General features: G+C 61.9%; 18 protein-coding genes. 13 read left to right on the plus strand and 5 right to left on the minus strand.

The features are described 5' to 3' along the window. Positions 1-4 precede the first annotated feature (4 nt). Positions 5-943 carry a LysR family transcriptional regulator gene (locus ACF8GF_RS16165; protein ID WP_176684083.1) on the plus strand — a complete coding sequence of 313 codons (939 nt, stop codon included), beginning with the start codon at positions 5-7 and terminating at the stop codon, positions 941-943. Here the strand turns inward: ACF8GF_RS16165 and ACF8GF_RS16170 are convergent. Further along, positions 920-2,050: a porin gene (locus ACF8GF_RS16170; RefSeq protein WP_176684082.1), complete on the minus strand. Its 1,131-nt coding sequence runs from the start codon at positions 2,048-2,050 to the stop codon at positions 920-922. The two genes, ACF8GF_RS16165 and ACF8GF_RS16170, sit on opposite strands and share 24 nt — an antisense overlap. A gap of 373 nt (positions 2,051-2,423) precedes the next feature. Between ACF8GF_RS16170 and ACF8GF_RS16175 the strand changes: the two genes are divergently transcribed. From ACF8GF_RS16175 to ACF8GF_RS16230, 12 genes are all read left to right on the plus strand, one after another. After that, positions 2,424-3,725: an MFS transporter gene (locus tag ACF8GF_RS16175; RefSeq protein ID WP_392488698.1), complete on the plus strand. Its 1,302-nt coding sequence runs from the start codon at positions 2,424-2,426 to the stop codon at positions 3,723-3,725. A 1-nt stretch (position 3,726) separates the two neighbouring features. Beyond that, positions 3,727-4,911: a M20 aminoacylase family protein gene (locus ACF8GF_RS16180; RefSeq protein WP_392462432.1), complete on the plus strand. Its 1,185-nt coding sequence runs from the start codon at positions 3,727-3,729 to the stop codon at positions 4,909-4,911. 128 nt (positions 4,912-5,039) lie between these two features. Next, positions 5,040-5,297, plus strand: coding sequence for a hypothetical protein (locus tag ACF8GF_RS16185; RefSeq protein WP_176684079.1), 258 nt, complete (start codon positions 5,040-5,042; stop codon positions 5,295-5,297). Between the two features lie 66 nt (positions 5,298-5,363). Further along, the gene (locus ACF8GF_RS16190) at positions 5,364-5,606 is read left to right on the plus strand and encodes a hypothetical protein (RefSeq protein ID WP_392488699.1); all 243 of its coding nucleotides are present in this window, start codon (positions 5,364-5,366) and stop codon (positions 5,604-5,606) included. Beyond that, entirely contained in the window at positions 5,603-6,400 is a 798-nt protein-coding gene (xth, locus tag ACF8GF_RS16195; protein WP_176684077.1) for an exodeoxyribonuclease III, read from the plus strand. Before ACF8GF_RS16190 ends, xth begins: the two co-directional genes overlap by 4 nt. 116 nt (positions 6,401-6,516) lie before the next feature. After that, the gene (locus ACF8GF_RS16200; protein WP_176684076.1) at positions 6,517-7,197 is read left to right on the plus strand and encodes a thermostable hemolysin; all 681 of its coding nucleotides are present in this window, start codon (positions 6,517-6,519) and stop codon (positions 7,195-7,197) included. After that, positions 7,187-8,656: an AMP-binding protein gene (locus ACF8GF_RS16205; RefSeq protein WP_392488700.1), complete on the plus strand. Its 1,470-nt coding sequence runs from the start codon at positions 7,187-7,189 to the stop codon at positions 8,654-8,656. The genes ACF8GF_RS16200 and ACF8GF_RS16205 overlap by 11 nt, the downstream gene beginning before the upstream one ends. Before the next feature lie 8 nt (positions 8,657-8,664). Further along, positions 8,665-9,345: a TenA family transcriptional regulator gene (locus ACF8GF_RS16210; RefSeq protein ID WP_176684074.1), complete on the plus strand. Its 681-nt coding sequence runs from the start codon at positions 8,665-8,667 to the stop codon at positions 9,343-9,345. Then, positions 9,332-10,138 carry an SDR family oxidoreductase gene (locus ACF8GF_RS16215; protein ID WP_209966572.1) on the plus strand — a complete coding sequence of 269 codons (807 nt, stop codon included), beginning with the start codon at positions 9,332-9,334 and terminating at the stop codon, positions 10,136-10,138. The genes ACF8GF_RS16210 and ACF8GF_RS16215 overlap by 14 nt, the downstream gene beginning before the upstream one ends. Beyond that, positions 10,135-10,776, plus strand: coding sequence for a hypothetical protein (locus ACF8GF_RS16220; RefSeq protein WP_392488701.1), 642 nt, complete (start codon positions 10,135-10,137; stop codon positions 10,774-10,776). Before ACF8GF_RS16215 ends, ACF8GF_RS16220 begins: the two co-directional genes overlap by 4 nt. 2 nt (positions 10,777-10,778) lie before the next feature. Beyond that, positions 10,779-11,441, plus strand: coding sequence for a response regulator (locus tag ACF8GF_RS16225; protein ID WP_010953629.1), 663 nt, complete (start codon positions 10,779-10,781; stop codon positions 11,439-11,441). Next, positions 11,438-12,802 (plus strand): ATP-binding protein, encoded by a 1,365-nt coding sequence (locus ACF8GF_RS16230; protein WP_339443188.1) that lies wholly within the window; start codon positions 11,438-11,440, stop codon positions 12,800-12,802. The genes ACF8GF_RS16225 and ACF8GF_RS16230 overlap by 4 nt, the downstream gene beginning before the upstream one ends. A 12-nt stretch (positions 12,803-12,814) precedes the next feature. Here the strand turns inward: ACF8GF_RS16230 and arsH are convergent, their stop codons facing one another. Genes arsH through ACF8GF_RS16250 form a run of 4 tightly spaced genes read right to left on the minus strand, consistent with a single transcriptional unit; the run spans position 12,815 to position 15,681 of the window. Next, positions 12,815-13,516, minus strand: a complete 702-nt coding sequence (gene arsH / locus ACF8GF_RS16235) for an arsenical resistance protein ArsH (RefSeq protein ID WP_176684070.1) — start codon at positions 13,514-13,516, stop codon at positions 12,815-12,817. Positions 13,517-13,528: 12 nt separating this feature from the next. Beyond that, the gene (locus tag ACF8GF_RS16240; RefSeq protein WP_176684069.1) at positions 13,529-13,999 is read right to left on the minus strand and encodes an arsenate reductase ArsC; all 471 of its coding nucleotides are present in this window, start codon (positions 13,997-13,999) and stop codon (positions 13,529-13,531) included. 29 nt (positions 14,000-14,028) lie between these two features. Beyond that, positions 14,029-15,312, minus strand: coding sequence for an arsenic transporter (locus tag ACF8GF_RS16245; RefSeq protein ID WP_392462422.1), 1,284 nt, complete (start codon positions 15,310-15,312; stop codon positions 14,029-14,031). 21 nt (positions 15,313-15,333) lie between these two features. Further along, positions 15,334-15,681, minus strand: coding sequence for a metalloregulator ArsR/SmtB family transcription factor (locus ACF8GF_RS16250; protein ID WP_021782273.1), 348 nt, complete (start codon positions 15,679-15,681; stop codon positions 15,334-15,336). Between the last annotated feature and the right edge of the window lie 125 nt (positions 15,682-15,806).

A 15,806-nucleotide genomic window follows, 5' to 3' on the forward strand; every position in this document is an offset into this window, starting at 1 on the left:
ACGGTTGAAACTTCACCAACTCAGGGCGCTGGTCGCCATTCATAACGCAGGCAGCATCCTCGAAGCCTCAAAGCTCATGCACATTACTCAGCCCGCGCTGAGCCGTTCGATCAAGGAGCTGGAGCGGGAGGTGGGTTTTACCCTGTTGCAGCGGTCGCACAAAGGCATGGCCCTTACCGAGGAAGGCAAACGTGTCATCCGCCATGCCAACCTCGTGGTAGAAAGCATACGCCGCCTGCAGATCGAAGCGGCGAGCATTCAGGATGCGGCGCTGGGCGCCGTGTCGATCGGGGTTACGTCGTTGACGGCGATGCTCGATGGCGTCGATGAAAGTATCCTGGCCTTTCGGCGCAAGTACCCGCGGGTGAAGATCACCATCACCGACTTGCGCCCCAGTCAGATCCTGCAGCGCTTGCGCGATGGCAGCCTGGACTTCGCCATTACTTCGCAGCAACCGCTGAGTCGGCTGAGCCTGGACTGGGAGGCACTGGGCAGTATCAAGGGCACGGTGATTTGCCACGCCTCGAATCGGCAGAAGTTCAGCCAGTCACTGCGCACCTTGCAATACGCCCCCTGGATCAGCCTGGACGAGTTGTCCGATCAGGCCTCGCAGTTTCACCAATTGTTCGAAGCCAACGGCCTTCGGGTGCCACAGAACACCGTTGAATGCACTTCAGTGATGATGGCGCTGAAGCTGTTGAAGAACACGGAATCGTTGATGACCATCAGCGAACTGGCGGTGGACCAAGGGTTTACCTACGGTATCGATTGCGAGTTCGTCGCCATGGCGGTGCAGGAGTTGATTCCGGATTACCCCATCAACCTGGTCTGCATTGACCGCCACAGCCTCACGGCGCCTGCCCAGGAGCTGTTCCACAGCTTGCGCGGGCAGGTGCTCAAGCAGACCCGCCCCGTTGGGTCAGAAGTGGTAGTACATGCCTAGCGAGATGTTGCTCGGGTTATCGCCAGCCTGGTCCACCGGGGTGCCGGCGTAGGTGACCGACGAGGCGCGCTGGTTGGCGATCATGCCGAGGCGTCCATAAAGGGCCCAGCGGGGGTTGATGAAGTGGTCATAGCCGATCATCACACCCCACGCGTCCTTGTCGCGGGCGCTGACCTGGCGTTGCATCACCGCCAGGCGCAGCACGTCCAGCTCGCCCACCGGCGCCATCATGCCGAAGGTGTACAGCGTGGTGCTGGGTGTGCCGGCCTGGTCCACGTCCTGGCGTTGCCAGGTGAGGCTGGTGGCCAGCGGGCCGAAATCGTAGAACGCCGACAGGCTCTTGAAGTCGTTGGCGGTCTGACGTGAGACGCCGCCGTCGTCCCATGGGTCGCTGTAGTAGCGGTTGTAGGAGGCCAGCACCATCACCCGGCTGTTGCGGTATTGCAGCCGGGCGCCACCGCCACGCACGGTGCGCCCAGCGCTGGCGGCATCGTCGAAGCCGAAGCTTAGCGCGGTACCGAGGCTGAAGCCGCTGAAGGTGGGGCTGGTGTAGGCCAGGGTGTGCTTGGGGCGCAGGTCAAGGTAGAAGGCGCCCTTGCCGGCGGCAGGCAGGGCCAGGTAGGTGTAGGGCGAGCCATAGGTGGCCAGGAACGGGTCGGCGTAGGTGGGGGTGGCCATGCCGTAGGTCTTGCCGAACTCGAGCTTGCCCAGGGTGCGCGAGCGCAGGGCGACCGTCGCCAGGCGCAGGGTACCGACGGTGTCCCAGGTGCCCTCCAGAGCCTCGCCATTGAGGTTGAAACCCTCCTCGACGTCAAGCTCCACGACGGTATCGGAGTCAAGCGCCTTGCGTGCGTACAGCCCGAGCTTGTTGGTCCAGGCGCCGCCACCGGCCAGCCTGAAACCCGAGTGGTGCTGCGAATCGTGATAGCTGGCGAATGCATCCACGGTGCCGTACACCTTGAGCGTGTCATCGAAGCCGTAATCAACTCCGTAGTAACCGAAACCCGGCGCAATCCGCGCGAGCGTCGGAAAACCCTCTGCCTGTGCCTGCGCAGCAAGGCAAACCCCTTGGATCATCAACAGCAACGACGTAGTGCGAGTGTTCATTCACGACTCCAGGCCAGCACGGTGATGTGGTGGCTTTAGCGTCGGTGAACAATACGTTGCAGCGTGATTGCTTATTCGGTCAGGTCATGCCGTTTGGTTAATCAGGGGCTGGCGCGGCGTGTGGATTGGCGAGCGCATCCGTTTTAGAAGGGCTTCGTAACAGCGTCAACGCTGCGCTACGGATGCTGGTTTGTGGGCGTTTTTGGGGCCGCGCGCGGAGCGAGGGCGAACGGTGCGCCAGCTCAGGGCATTTTGGCCAACGATCGTTCCGGGTAATTAACCATTGGTTAGGCACATGCCGAAAGCGCAAGTGTATTGAGTGCCCGATTGGCTGATATTCGCTGCACGCCGCGATTTGCCAACGGAGATAACAATGATCAGACCGCTACCCACATCGCCGAGCCTGCAAAAAGGTGCGCATTCAGCCGCGCAGGTGTCGTCCTCCCGTAAAACCTTGGTCGCCTGCTCGCTGGGCAATGCGCTGGAAATGTACGACTTCACGATCTACAGCTTCTTCGCTGTACTGATCGGCAAGCATTTCTTTCCCTCCGAGTCGGCCATGGCGTCGTTGTTGATGTCGCTGGCCACTTTTGGCGTCGGTTTTCTGATGCGCCCGGTCGGGGCGATGGTCATCGGTCGCTATGCGGACCGGCATGGACGCAAGGCCGCTTTGAGCCTGACCATCGGGCTGATGACCCTGGGCACCGCAATGATTGCCTTTGCGCCCACGTATTCACAGATCGGGATTTTCGCCACGTTGCTGCTGGTGACCGGCCGGCTGATCCAGGGCATGTCGGCAGGCGGGGAGGTCGGTACCGCGTCGGTGTTCCTGATGGAATCCAGTGCGGTCGGCAATCGCTGCCAGAGCGTCAGCTGGCAGGCTGCCAGCCAGGGCTATGCCGCCTTGGTGGGGGCCGGCTTTGGCCTGGCCCTCAGCCAGTTGCTCGACCCTTCCGCGCTGGAAAGCTGGGGATGGCGCATACCGTTCATCTTCGGCCTGCTGATCGGGCCGGTCGGTTGGTATATACGCACACGGTTGCCGGAAACCCATGAGGCCGCACCGGCGCAGAAGGCAGAGCAGGGGCTGGATGCCGAACTGCTCAAACGCATCGCCCAAGGCATCGGCCTGATGGCCAGCTCGACCATTGGCATGTACCTGTTCGTGTTCTACATGCCGACCTACCTGACCACGGCCTTGCATTACCCATCCGGCAGCGCGATGGCAATTGCCTGTATCAGTAGCGGCTGCATGGCAGTCATCTGCCCGTTGGCCGGTAAATTCGCCGACAAGTATCAGCTCAGAAAACGCCTGCTGGTGTGGACGGTCGCCGCGCCGGTGGTGTTGACCCTGCCCGTGTTCTATCTGCTTGGGCACGTGCAGCACATGGGCCTGGCCATGATGGGCGTGGCGATCCTGATCTTGCCGACCTGCATCGGTGCCGGTGCGTTCTTCGCGCTGATCATGGAGGGCTTCCCGAAGGCCAGGCGCTCCTTCGGCACCTCGGTCAGCTACAGCCTGGGTGTGACCCTGTTCGGTGGTTTTTCGCCGTTGGTGGCCACCTGGCTGATTGCAGCGCTGGGCACGCCGTTGGCGCCAGCCTACTTCCTGCTGGCCGGCGGCGTTGTCAGCCTGGCCTGCCTCAGATACTTCCCTGAAAACAAAGGATGCGAGTGACATGGGTATTTTGCAGAGCAATCAAACACCGGGCTCAGCCGCCGAGCTGGATGAGTTCGTCATGCTGCGCCGGCAGATCCACGCTGCGCCGGAAATTGGCGGCGACACCCCCGATACAGCGGCCCTGGTAGCCGACAAGCTGCAAGCTTTGGGCTATGAAGTGCATCGCAATGTGGGCGGGCATGGAGTGGTTGGCGTGCTGAAAGTGGGGGACAGTCCGCGCAGCATCGGTTTACGCGCAGACATGGACGCACTGCCCATGGGCGAAAAGAATGCGTTTGCGCATGCCAGCAAGATCCCCGGCCGCATGCATGCCTGCGGCCATGACGGGCATACCGCGATCCTGCTGGCAGCCGCTGCGCAACTGGCGGCTACACGCCAGTTCAACGGCACGTTGAACGTGATATTCCAGCCCGACGAGGAAGGCCTGGCGGGGGCCAAGGCGATGATCGACGACGGCCTGTTCGAGCGCTTTCCGTGCGACTCGGTGTATGCGCTGCATAACATGCCCGGCCTGCCGGTGGGCACGTGCGTGGTGCAGGCGGGGCCCACCATGGCGTCTTCCGAACGTGTCAGCATTCGGATTACCGGTAAAGGCGGGCATGGGGCGATGCCGGAACTGTCGGTAGACCCGGTGATGGCGTTGAACAGCCTGATCAGTGGCATCCAGACCATCAAGTCGCGCAACCTGAGCGTCGAGGACTACGCCGTGATCAGCATCGGCATGATCCAGGCCGGCACCGTCTACAACATCATCCCTGACGAGGCCTGCATGTTGCTGAGCGTGCGCACCGACACGGCCCAGACCCAGCAGAAGATCAACAGCCGCATTGACGCCCTGGCCAAGGGGCACGCAGAAAGCTATGGCGTGGAGATCGATGTGCAATTCACCCAACTGGCGCCCGCCTTGTGCAACAGCGATCACGAAAGCGCGTTGCTGCGTGACAGCCTGAGGCCGCTGTTCGCCGACGGCGCGCTGCTGGACAAGATGCCGAAGAAGGTCATGGGCACCGAAGACTTTGCCTACATGTTGCAGGCGCGGCCTGGCTGTTACTTCATGCTGGGCAATGGCACGGGCGAGTTCCATGGTTGCTCGGTGCATAACCCCCACTACGATTTCAATGATGCCTTGGTGAAGATTGGCGCTGATTGCTGGGTGAAGTGGGTTCAGGACTATCTGCGTTGACCCTGCGTGATCTGCGCTGGAATGGTCTACGCTCTCAGCCGAAGCGCGTCGTTACAGGCTTCATCCCGTTATCGTCGCTCTGGCGATTCACACCGACGGACCAGGGTCGGTCCAAAGAGGGTGCAGCAATGGCGACTATCGACACCGAGAACCTTGCAAAGGGGCTGCAGCAGGTTGAAGCCTGCTGGCAGGCGTATACCTCATCACAGCGACTTGTCGAGGGCCTTGAGGGGAGCGACCTGAGCAGTGCCATTGAAGCTGCCAACCGCGATTTCACCAGGTTTCAGAACCAGTGCCAGCTTTTTTATGCCGAAGTGCGCAAGAGGGCAGCGGATGCGGACAAGCTGGAGAGCGACATGGCGCTGTATCCCCATTACTTTCAGTGACGCCCTGATTGAACGTCGCGCTGTGCCCAGGTTCTGACAAGCAAAGGGTACAGCGAGGACGCTTTCATGAGCATCGAACGCAACATTGCCGCGCTTGAAGCCTGGTACGCCCAGTACGACGACATCAGTTACCGGCGCGCGTCACCGGATGCCTACCACCATGAACTGCTTCGCACAGCCGAGGCCCTGCGCGACGACGGTGCCATCGATTGGGACGACTGGTTGGCGCTCAAGGCGCTGGCCGATGAGGCGCATATCCGCGCGCTGGAAGATGCCGTGCAGGCCCATGTGAGCGACCCGGACGCATGAAAGCGCTGAAGATTGCCACCTTCAACATCAATGGCATCCGCAGCCGTTTGCCGGCGCTGCTGGCCTGGCTGGAGCGGGAGCAGCCCGACATCGCCTGCCTGCAGGAGCTGAAGGCGGCCGATCAGCAGTTCCCTCGTGCGGAGCTGGAGGCGGCAGGCTATGGCAGCCTTCATCATGGGCAACCGTCATGGAACGGCGTGGCCATTCTGGTGCGGGGCAGCGATCCGCTCGAGGTTCGCCGCGGTTTGCCCGGCATGGAAGAGGACAGCCAGAGCCGCTATCTGGAAGCCGCTGCACACGGGGTGTTGGTCGCTTGTCTCTACCTGCCGAACGGCAACCCGCAGCCCGGGCCCAAGTTCGATTACAAGCTGCACTGGTTCGAATGCCTGATCCAGCATGCGCGCAGCCTCTATGAAAGTGGCCACCCCACGCTGCTGGCAGGGGATTTCAATGTCGTGCCCACCGACATGGATATCTACAACCCGCGTTCCTGGCTGAAGGACGCACTGCTGCAGCCCGAGTCGCGAGCGTGTTACCAACGACTGCTAGACCAGGGCTGGCTCGATGCCATACGCCATCTGTACCCGGACGAGCGTGTCTACACCTTCTGGGACTATTTCCGTAACCACTGGGCCCGCAATGCTGGGTTGCGAATCGATCACCTGTTGCTCAACCACGAGCTTGCGCCTTATTTGAAACGGGCGGGTGTCGATGCATGGGTGCGCAACGAGGCCAAGGCCAGCGACCATGCGCCCGTCTGGATCGAGCTGGGTACGCGTCGTGCTCGATCATAGTGAATGCAGCACATGAACGAGCGCCGGGCTAAGGCGTTCCGACAGTAGCCGACTTCAGATTGCATTCAGATTCGGCCCCGATAATTCCCTCCGTCGCACCCAGGCGGGGAAATTTCATGACTCAGACTCATCAATGGCACAGTTTGCTTCCGTTACCCATCGGTAGCCATGTCGATCATCAGGCGCATCTTTCTCTTCACCTCAGCGGCGATCAAGGGCGCGGCGAGCTGGAGCACTTCATACACGAGCGCTTTGCCAGCGTGCACCAGGCGGATGTGAAACATTACCTGCCGGAACTGCTTGCCTTGCAGGGTAGCCACGGTCGCCTGATCGCGGCGGCAGGCATGCGACCGGCCAGCGAAGGGCCGCTCTTCCTTGAGCGGTATCTGGACGAGCCTCTGGAATCTGCTGTTTCACGGGTAACCGGTGCCTCGGCGGATCGCAACTGCATGGTAGAAGTAGGCAACCTGGCCTCGCTCAGCGCCGGCAGCGCTCGAATAATGATCATCGCCGTGACGTGGTTGCTGGCCATGCGCGGTTTGGAGTGGGTGGCATTCACGGGCGCCGCGACACTGTTCAACAGTTTCCAGCGACTGGGGCTGGTGCCCACTGTTCTGGCCTCAGCGGATCCTGCGCGCTTGCAGGGCCAAGTGGACCAATGGGGGACCTACTACGACCAGCGACCACAGGTATTTGCCGGCAACATAGGCTTTGGCTTCGATGCCCTGAAGCAGGCGGGCATGTTCGAGCGGCTTGGGTTTCCCATGTTAGCCCTGGAGACCGGCCATGCGGCATGAACTGACAGCCTTTCAGGCACTGTTGCGCCAACACGCCCTGGAACATCCTGACGCCGTGGCCGTCCAGGGAGATGCGCAGCGTTACACCTACCAGCAACTGCTCGACGAAGTCGAATCTCGCGCGGCCAGCCTGCGCAACCAACCTGCGGGAACCTTCGCCGTGGTGCTGGATAACGGGCCCGAAGCGCTATTCTGGGATCTGGCGGCGCTGTTCGCTGAACGTGCCAGTGTGACAGTGCCGTCGTTTTTCAGCGCAGCCCAGTTCCAGCACTGCTTGCGGCAAAGCGGAGTCACGGCGGTGGTGTGCGAGGCGCAGTGGGCTGATCAGCTCACTGCGCTTGGCTTTGACCGGCAGGCACCAGCTAATGTCTGGCTGCGTGACAGTGTTGTCGCCCCGGCGCTGCCTGAGGGCACTGCCAAGATCACTTACACCTCCGGTAGCACCGGCACGCCCAAAGGCGTGTGCCTGAGCGCTGAAACCATGCTGCGTGTGGCGCATGAGCTGGAGACCGCCAGCCGCCCAGCCGAGCCGCAGCGATACCTGGCGGTACTGCCACTGGGCGTTTTGCTGGAAAACCTGGGCGTCTACGCCGCGCTCATGGCTGGCGCTTGTGTGCAGCTCTATCCACAGCAGCAGTTGGGGATGGGAGGGGCAAGCCAGGTCGACTTCAAGCGCCTGCTGGGCGCAATCGCCCTCAGTGGGGCGCAAAGCCTGATCCTTGTGCCGCAGTTGCTGATGGGGTTGGTGACAGCGATCGAGCGTGGGCTGATGCGGGTCGGCCCACTGCGTTTGGTGGCGGTAGGCGGTGCTCGGGTATCGCCAAGCCTGCTCGCGCGGGCCGAGGCGGTCGGTTTGCCGGTGTTCGAAGGTTACGGCTTGTCCGAGTGCGCCTCGGTAGTGGCGCTCAACCGCACAGGGGCTGTACGCCCGGGGAGCGTTGGCAAGCCGTTGCCGCATGTGCAGGTGCGCATCGCCGACGATGGCGAAGTCCTGGTGGCCGGCTCGATATTGCTGGGCTACCTGGGAGAGCCGCCTGTAACCGGGCAGTGGTGGGCAACAGGCGATGTAGGCCACCTCGATGAGGATGGCTATCTGTATCTGGATGGCCGCAAGAAGCACCAGTTCATTACCAGCTTCGGGCGCAACGTCAACCCGGAGTGGGTGGAAGCCGAGCTGAGCCAAAGTGGCGTGATCGCCCAGGCCTTCGTGCATGGCGAAGCCCTGCCAAACAACCTTGCCTTGCTCTGGCCACTGGATCCCGGCATCAGCGACGAGGCCATCGAACAGGCCGTACAGCAATGCAACGCGCGGTTGCCCGATTACGCCCGGGTGCATGCCTGGCGCCGTTTACCTGTGCCTCTGAGCACGCTTGACGAAACCCTGACTGCCAATGGCCGCCCGCGACGTGAGGCGATCTTGCAGCGTTACCACACCCTGTTATCCGACATCTCGTTGTGAGGTTCATAATGTCCTTTTTCGACACCCTGCAAGTACAAACCGCCCAAGAGCGTCAGGCGCTGTTCGCCGTACCGGTGATCCGCGAGGCCCTGGCCGGCCAGGTCAGCCTGGACAGCTACGTCGCGTTCCTGACCCAGGCTTATTACCATGTGCGCCATACCGTGCCGCTGATGATGGCCTGTGGGGCACGATTGCCGCTACGGCTGGAGTGGCTGCGCGGCGCGGTCTGCGAATACATCGAGGAGGAATACGGCCACGAGCAGTGGATCCTCAACGACATCAAAGCGTGCGGCGGTGACTGGGAGACCGTGCGCGATGGCCAGCCGGTGCAATCCATCGAGCTGATGGTCGCCTACCTGTACGACCTGATCGCCCGCGGCAACCCGGTCGGGTTGTTCGGCATGGTCAACGTGCTCGAAGGCACCAGCATCGCCCTGGCCACCCAGGCGGCGGGCGTTATCCAGAACACATTGGCCCTGCCTGACCAGGCCTTCAGCTACCTCAGCTCGCACGGTGCGCTCGACCAGGACCACATGGTGACCTACAAACAGTTGATGGACCGCCTCGACGATGCCGGTGACCAGCAGGCCGTCCTCCATGCGGCCAAGGTCGTCTACCGCTTGTACACCGAGATGTTCCAGGGCCTGCCGCGTGCCGGGCAGCAAGAGGTGCATCATGCGTTTGGCTGAGTCCGTGGTGATCCTCACCGGCGCCAGTGGGGGCATAGGCCTGGAACTGGCTGAACAGCTCTGCGCTGCCGGTGCCCAAGTGTTGGCGGTCAGCCGGCATATGGGCAAGCTGGCTGGCCTGATGAATCGGTACCCCGACCGGCTGCGCTGGCAGGAAGCCGACCTGCGCAGCCCGTCAGGGCGCGAACACGTCATCGAGCGGGCACGCGAGATGGGGGCTGTCAATGTGCTGATCAACGCGGCAGGCGTGAATCGCTTCGCTCTGCTCGACCAGCTGGATGAGCATGCGCTGGACGAGCTATTGGACATCAACCTGAAGGCGCCCTTGCAGCTGACACGGGCCTGCCTGCCGTTGCTGCGTGCTCAGCCCAAGGCGTTGGTGGTGAATGTCGGGTCGACCTATGGGTCGATCGGCTACCCCGGCTACGCCACCTACTGCGCCAGCAAGTTTGCGCTGCGTGGTTTTTCGGAAGCGCTGCGCCGCGAGTTGGCCGATACCACGGTGAACGTGCTGTATGCCGCCCCCCGGGCGACCCGCACAACGATGAACAGCAGCGCTGCGACTGCGCTCAATCAAGCGCTGAAAGTTGGCATGGACGACCCGGCGGACGTCGCTCGTGCTGTGCTTCAGGCGGTGCAATCCGAGCGCACCGAACTTTATCTGGGGTGGCCGGAAAAGCTCTTCGTGCGAATCAACGGCATGTTGCCGGGCATGGTCGACCGCGCACTGCGCAAGCAACTGCCCGTCATTCGCCGCTATATCGGTAGCCATTCCAAGGAGTCGAACCAATGAAGCGTCTGTTCATCGCCAGCTTGCTGGCATTTGCACCCTTCACCTGGGCATTGGACCAGGCAGGCAGCCAGCGCCTGAGTGATCTGCAGCAGCGCTGGGCGCAGATTCAGCACCAAATGCCCAAGGATAAGCGTGCCGACGCCTTCGAAAAGCTGGCAGGCGATGCAGCAACATTTGTTCATCAGTATCCCGGCACACCTGAACCCTTGATCTGGGAGGGCATCATCAACAGCAGTTGGGCGGGGGCGACGGGTGGCCTCGGTGCACTGGGCAAGGTCAAGGCGGCGAAAGCCAGCCTGGAGCAGGCCATGAAGCTGGACCCCAACGCCCTGCAGGGTTCGGCCTACACCAGCCTGGGCACGCTGTATGACCAGGTGCCCGGCTGGCCTATCGGTTTCGGTGATGCCGAGATGGCCGACAAGATGCTGCGCAAAGCCTTGCAGATCAACCCCAACGGTATCGACAGCAACTATTTCTGGGCCGATCATCTGTATCGGCAAAAGCGCTACCCTGAAGCTACCGCAGCCCTGCAGAAAGCCTTGCAGGCACCGCCCCGGCCGGGGCGTGAGTTGGCTGACCAGGGCCGGCGTGCCGATATCGATGCTTTACTCAAGGCCATCAAGGACAAACAGGACTGAACATGCGGCTGTTGCTGGTTGAGGATGACATCGCGCTGGGGGAAGGGATCTGCGACGGCTTGCGCCAGGAGGGCTACACCCTCGACTGGTTGCGCGACGGTGTCAGTGGCTTGCATGCGTTGCAGCACGAGACCTTCGACCTGGTGATCCTGGATCTTGGATTGCCCCGCATGGATGGCCTCGAGCTACTCAGGCGGTTACGCGCCGGCGGCGACAGTTTGCCGGTGCTGATCCTCACCGCACGGGATGCCCTCGATGATCGCATTGCCGGCCTGGATGCCGGCGCCGATGATTACCTGGTCAAGCCTTTCGACCTCAACGAGCTCAAGGCACGCTTGCGCGCCTTGCTGCGGCGCAGCGTCGGGCGCGCCAAGGTGCTGATCGAGCATGCCGGGGTCAGCCTGGACCCGACCACCCAGCAAGTGCAATACAACGGCGTCGAGGTTGTGCTCACCCCCAAAGAGTATGTGCTGTTGCATGAGCTGCTGGCACAGCCCGGCAAGGTATTCACGCGTGAGCGCCTGACTCAGCTGCTGTATGGCTGGGATGAAGAGCCGGAGAGCAACACGCTGGAGGTGAACATCTACCACCTGCGCAAGAAGCTGTTCAACGGCCTGATTCGCACGGTGCGCGGCATCGGCTATCTGGTCGAGGTCAAGGCATGACCTCGCTTCGCCAGCGCACGCTGTGGCGCGTGATGCTCTTGCTGCTGCTCGGTACCGGCTTGCTCGCGCTCTATAACTACCACGACAGCAGCCACGAAATTAACGAGGTGTATGACGCGCACCTGGCCCAGAACGCGCGTTTGCTGCAAGGCGTCATGAGCATGCCGGTACAAGAGGGCTCGCGTGATGCGCTTTATCAGGCCTTCAATGACGCCTTGGGCAAAGCAGGGCGCCATCAGGTGGGGCACCCTTACGAAAGCAAACTGGCGTTCCAGGTCTGGGGGGAAGGCATGGCGTTGCTGGTGCATACACCCAGTGCGCCGCCAATCGACCCACCACCTACTGCTCCAGGGTTCTACGACTTTTCCAGTGGCGGTGAACAATGGCGCGGCTTCGTTTTGCCGGTGCCGGAAAAACACTGGCTTATCTGGGTGGGTGAACGTGATGATGTGCGCTACGACCTGATCGACCGCATCGTTCGCCACACGCTGTTCCCGTTCCTGCTTGGCAGCCTGGCGTTGGCACTGCTGGTGTGGGCTGCGATCGGCTGGGGGCTGAGGCCACTGCAGAACATGGCCAATGTCATCCGCAGACGCCATGCCGATTCGCTGGAGCCGCTGCAACTGGTACCGCTTCCCACTGAACTGGAGCCCATGCAGGCCGCCATCAATCGCTTGCTGGCGCAGATCGACGATCTGCTGCGGCGTGAACATCGCTTCATTGCCGATGCTGCCCACGAAATGCGTACGCCTCTGGCCGTACTGCGGCTGCACGCGCAGAACGCGCTGGCCGCCAGCAATGATGCCGAGCGCCAGAAAGCCCTGGGCTTTCTTGTGGGCGGGGTCGATCGGCTCACACGGGTGGTAAACCAGTTGCTGACATTGGCCCGCGTCGAGCCAAGACTGGGGCAGCGAGCCAGCACCCGGGTCGACCTGGCCGAGGTCGTCACCGAAACCCTGGCTGAACTGACCCCATGGATACTGGACCGTGGCCTGGAACCCTCGCTGGACATCGACGAAGGGGACCACCACCTGCAGATCGACGCCGGCGCGCTGGGCATTGCGCTACAGAACCTGGTGTCCAACGCGGTAGAACATTCACCGCCTGGGGGGCGGATAGCCGTGTCACTGAAGCGCCTGGACAGCAGCGTCGAACTGGTCGTCGAGGATGAAGGGACGGGTATCGATGAGGAGAGCCTTTCTCGTGTATTCGAGCGCTTTTATAGCCGCAATAGCCCAAATGGTGCTGGCCTTGGGCTCTCCATCGTCGCGACGATCATCGACCGCATGGGGGGGCAGGTACGTCTTGAAAACAGAGCCGCTGGCGGGCTGGCCGCTAGCTTGTCGTTTCCACTGTCCTGAATCACCTTTGCTTCAGATGGATCGCTGATTGACCCGCTCAGATAGCTGCTCGGCGCTTTCCTTGCGCTCCGAATAGCGATCCACCAGGAATGCCTGGCGGTCGCGTAGCAGGACGGTGAACTTCACCAGCTCCTCCATGACATCAACCACGCGATCGTAGTAGGGCGATGGCTTCATCCGCCCGGCATCGTCGAACTCCAGATAAGCCTTGGGCACCGAAGACTGGTTCGGGATGGTGAACATCCGCATCCAGCGGCCCAGCACGCGCAACTGGTTGACCACGTTGAACGACTGCGAGCCGCCGCACACCTGCATCACGGCCAGGGTCTTGCCTTGGGTGGGGCGCAGCGCACCCAGCGCCAAGGGAATCCAGTCAATCTGTGCCTTGAACACCGCCGACATCGCCCCATGGCGCTCCGGCGAGCACCACACCTGGCCTTCTGACCACTGCACCAGGTCACGCAGCTCCTGCACTTTGGGATGCTCCACGGGTACATCGTCAGGCAGCGGCAGGCCCGACGGGTCGAAGGTGCGGGTTTCAGCACCGAAGTGCTCCAGTAGGCGTGCGGCTTCTTCTACCAGCAAGCGACTGAAGGAGCGTTCTCGGGTAGACCCGTATAGCAGCAGGATGCGTGGTTTGTGTTCGCAGGCTCGGGTTGCCGAAGGCGGCAGGTCGAACAGCGTGAGGTCGAGGTTAGGCAGTTGCTCGGACATGTTTTTTCCTGTTCAAAGCGAGCCGATGCGATCCAGCGCGTGCTTGAGCTGCGCGCGGTCGAGTTGATCGAACGGCAGTGCGAAGAAGGCTTGGCAGCGAGATTCGATGCGGGCCAGTGTGGCCCGGAAAGCCGCATCGACCGTAGCTTCGTCACCCACGACATCGGACGGGTCTTCCAGCCCCCAATGTGACTTCAGCGCAGGGCCGAAATACACCGGGCAGGCTTCGCCTGCGGCCTTGTCGCAGACGGTGATGACGATGTCTGGCGGGTTGCCCTCGAACGCATCGTTGCCTTTGCTGCTCAGGCCCTCGGTCGAGATATTGGCCTGCTGCAACGTGCTCAGGCTGCGTGGCAACACCTGGCCCTTGGGGAAGCTGCCAGAGCTGACTGCCTCGAAACCGGGCGGTGCCAGGTGGTTGAACATTGCTTCGGAAAGGATGCTGCGGCAGCTGTTGGCCGTGCACATGAACAGGACTCGCATGGAGGGCTCCTCCGCTGGGGGGGCGAACGTCAGAGGCTCAGGCGCAGTGCCAGAGCAGAAAGGGTGATCAGCAAAACCGGTACCGTGAGCAGCAGGCCGACCTTGAAGTAGTAACCCCAGGTGATGCGCATGCCTTTACGCGCCAGCACATGCAGCCAAAGCAGCGTGGCGAGGCTGCCGATCGGGGTGATCTTCGGGCCGAGGTCGCAGCCGATGACGTTGGCGTAGATCATCGCCTCACGTACCAGGCCCTCTGCGCCGCTGGCCTGGATCGACAATGCGCCGATCAGCACGCTGGGCATGTTGTTCATGACTGAGGACAGCAGCGCGGAGATCAACCCGGTGCCAATGGCCGCGCTCCACAGTCCGTGCCCGGCAAGCCAGTCCAGCAGCTGGGTGAGCATGTCGGTAAGGCCGGCGTTCTTCAGGCCGTACACCACCAGATACATGCCCAGAGAAAAGATCACCACCTGCCACGGCGCTTCCCGCAACACGCGACGGGTTGAGATGCGGTGACCGCGAGCGGCCACGGCAAAGAGGATTACGGCACAGACGGCGGCCACCGCACTGATCGGGATACCCAGAGGTTCCAGTGCGAACAGGCCTGCAAGCAACACCAGCAGCACCCACCAACCGACTTTGAAGGTGGCGTGGTCGTGAATTGCCTCGCTCGGCGCCTTCAGCGCATCGAGCGCGTACTGCTTGGGGATATCACGACGGAAGAACAGAAATAGCACCAGCAGGGTAGCCGCCACGCTGGCGATATTCACCGGCACCATCACCGATGCGTATTCGGCGAAGCCCAGGCCGAAGTAGTCGGCCGAAACGATGTTGACCAGGTTGGAGACCACCAGCGGCAGGCTTGCCGTGTCGGCAATGAAGCCTGCTGCCATGACAAAGGCCAGTGTCGCTGCAGGCGAAAAGCGCAGCGCGAGCAGCATCGACATGACGATGGGGGTGAGGATCAGCGCCGCACCGTCGTTGGCGAACAGCGCCGATACAGCGGCACCGAGCAGTACACAGAAGGCGAACAGGCGGTAGCCGCCGCCGTTTGCCCAGCGCGCTACATGCAATGCGGCCCATTCGAAGAAACCCGCCTCATCCAGCAGCAAGCTGATGATGATGACCGCGATGAACGTGGCGGTGGCGTTCCAGACAATGGCCCATACGGCAGGGATGTCATGCAGGGAAACTACGCCTGCAGCCAGGGCGATGAGGGCGCCTAGCGCGGCGCTCCAGCCGACCCCGAGCCCCTTGGGCTGCCAGATGACCAATATGAGGGTGAATACGAAGACAGCAATGGCGGGTAGCATGAATATCTCGCTTGGTGATGATCAGCAGCAGGCCGAATCACGAACGGGGCGGCCGTCCATGTTCTTCAGCCGAAGGGCGTTGTCTGCCAGCCATTGCGAATTGGCTTGCAAGGTGACCTGCAGCATCTCGTGAACCCAGGAAGGCAGCTCCGGATTCAAGCGGTAATACACCCACTGGCCCTGACGGCGGTCCAGCAGCATGCCATTGCTGCGCAGTTGTGCCAGATGGCGACTGATCTTGGGCTGGCTGTCGTCCAGCGCGCACATCAGTTCGCAGACGCACAGTTCGCCCAGGCTGGCGATAAGCAGGGTGGCGCGAGCGCGGGTTTCGTCAGAGAGGCTCTTGAAGACATCGGGCGGAGTGATCATGGGGGTGCCTGCACATATGGAAAACCGAATATACGTATTACCATATGTGCAGGCAAGCATTCTTGGGCGTGGGCACATGCAGCCCAGCATGGCCATGGCCCCTCCGGTCGACAAAAGCAGGGTTT

Origin of the sequence: Pseudomonas sp. yb_5 (genome assembly GCF_043103865.1) — a bacterium.
In the GTDB taxonomy this organism is placed as follows: domain Bacteria; phylum Pseudomonadota; class Gammaproteobacteria; order Pseudomonadales; family Pseudomonadaceae; genus Aquipseudomonas; species Aquipseudomonas putida_Y.

Coding starts and splice junctions, on each gene's coding strand:
- ACF8GF_RS16175 (WP_392488698.1), top strand. CDS start 2,424: ATGATCAGACCGCTACCCACATCGCCGAGCCTGCAAAAAGGTGCGCAT.
- ACF8GF_RS16245 (WP_392462422.1), bottom strand. CDS start 15,312: ATGCTACCCGCCATTGCTGTCTTCGTATTCACCCTCATATTGGTCATC.
- ACF8GF_RS16215 (WP_209966572.1), top strand. CDS start 9,332: ATGCGTTTGGCTGAGTCCGTGGTGATCCTCACCGGCGCCAGTGGGGGC.
- ACF8GF_RS16250 (WP_021782273.1), bottom strand. CDS start 15,681: ATGATCACTCCGCCCGATGTCTTCAAGAGCCTCTCTGACGAAACCCGC.
- xth (WP_176684077.1), top strand. CDS start 5,603: ATGAAAGCGCTGAAGATTGCCACCTTCAACATCAATGGCATCCGCAGC.
- ACF8GF_RS16200 (WP_176684076.1), top strand. CDS start 6,517: ATGACTCAGACTCATCAATGGCACAGTTTGCTTCCGTTACCCATCGGT.
- ACF8GF_RS16225 (WP_010953629.1), top strand. CDS start 10,779: ATGCGGCTGTTGCTGGTTGAGGATGACATCGCGCTGGGGGAAGGGATC.
- ACF8GF_RS16170 (WP_176684082.1), bottom strand. CDS start 2,050: ATGAACACTCGCACTACGTCGTTGCTGTTGATGATCCAAGGGGTTTGC.
- ACF8GF_RS16230 (WP_339443188.1), top strand. CDS start 11,438: ATGACCTCGCTTCGCCAGCGCACGCTGTGGCGCGTGATGCTCTTGCTG.
- ACF8GF_RS16185 (WP_176684079.1), top strand. CDS start 5,040: ATGGCGACTATCGACACCGAGAACCTTGCAAAGGGGCTGCAGCAGGTT.
- ACF8GF_RS16220 (WP_392488701.1), top strand. CDS start 10,135: ATGAAGCGTCTGTTCATCGCCAGCTTGCTGGCATTTGCACCCTTCACC.
- ACF8GF_RS16205 (WP_392488700.1), top strand. CDS start 7,187: ATGCGGCATGAACTGACAGCCTTTCAGGCACTGTTGCGCCAACACGCC.
- ACF8GF_RS16180 (WP_392462432.1), top strand. CDS start 3,727: ATGGGTATTTTGCAGAGCAATCAAACACCGGGCTCAGCCGCCGAGCTG.
- arsH (WP_176684070.1), bottom strand. CDS start 13,516: ATGTCCGAGCAACTGCCTAACCTCGACCTCACGCTGTTCGACCTGCCG.
- ACF8GF_RS16190 (WP_392488699.1), top strand. CDS start 5,364: ATGAGCATCGAACGCAACATTGCCGCGCTTGAAGCCTGGTACGCCCAG.
- ACF8GF_RS16210 (WP_176684074.1), top strand. CDS start 8,665: ATGTCCTTTTTCGACACCCTGCAAGTACAAACCGCCCAAGAGCGTCAG.
- ACF8GF_RS16240 (WP_176684069.1), bottom strand. CDS start 13,999: ATGCGAGTCCTGTTCATGTGCACGGCCAACAGCTGCCGCAGCATCCTT.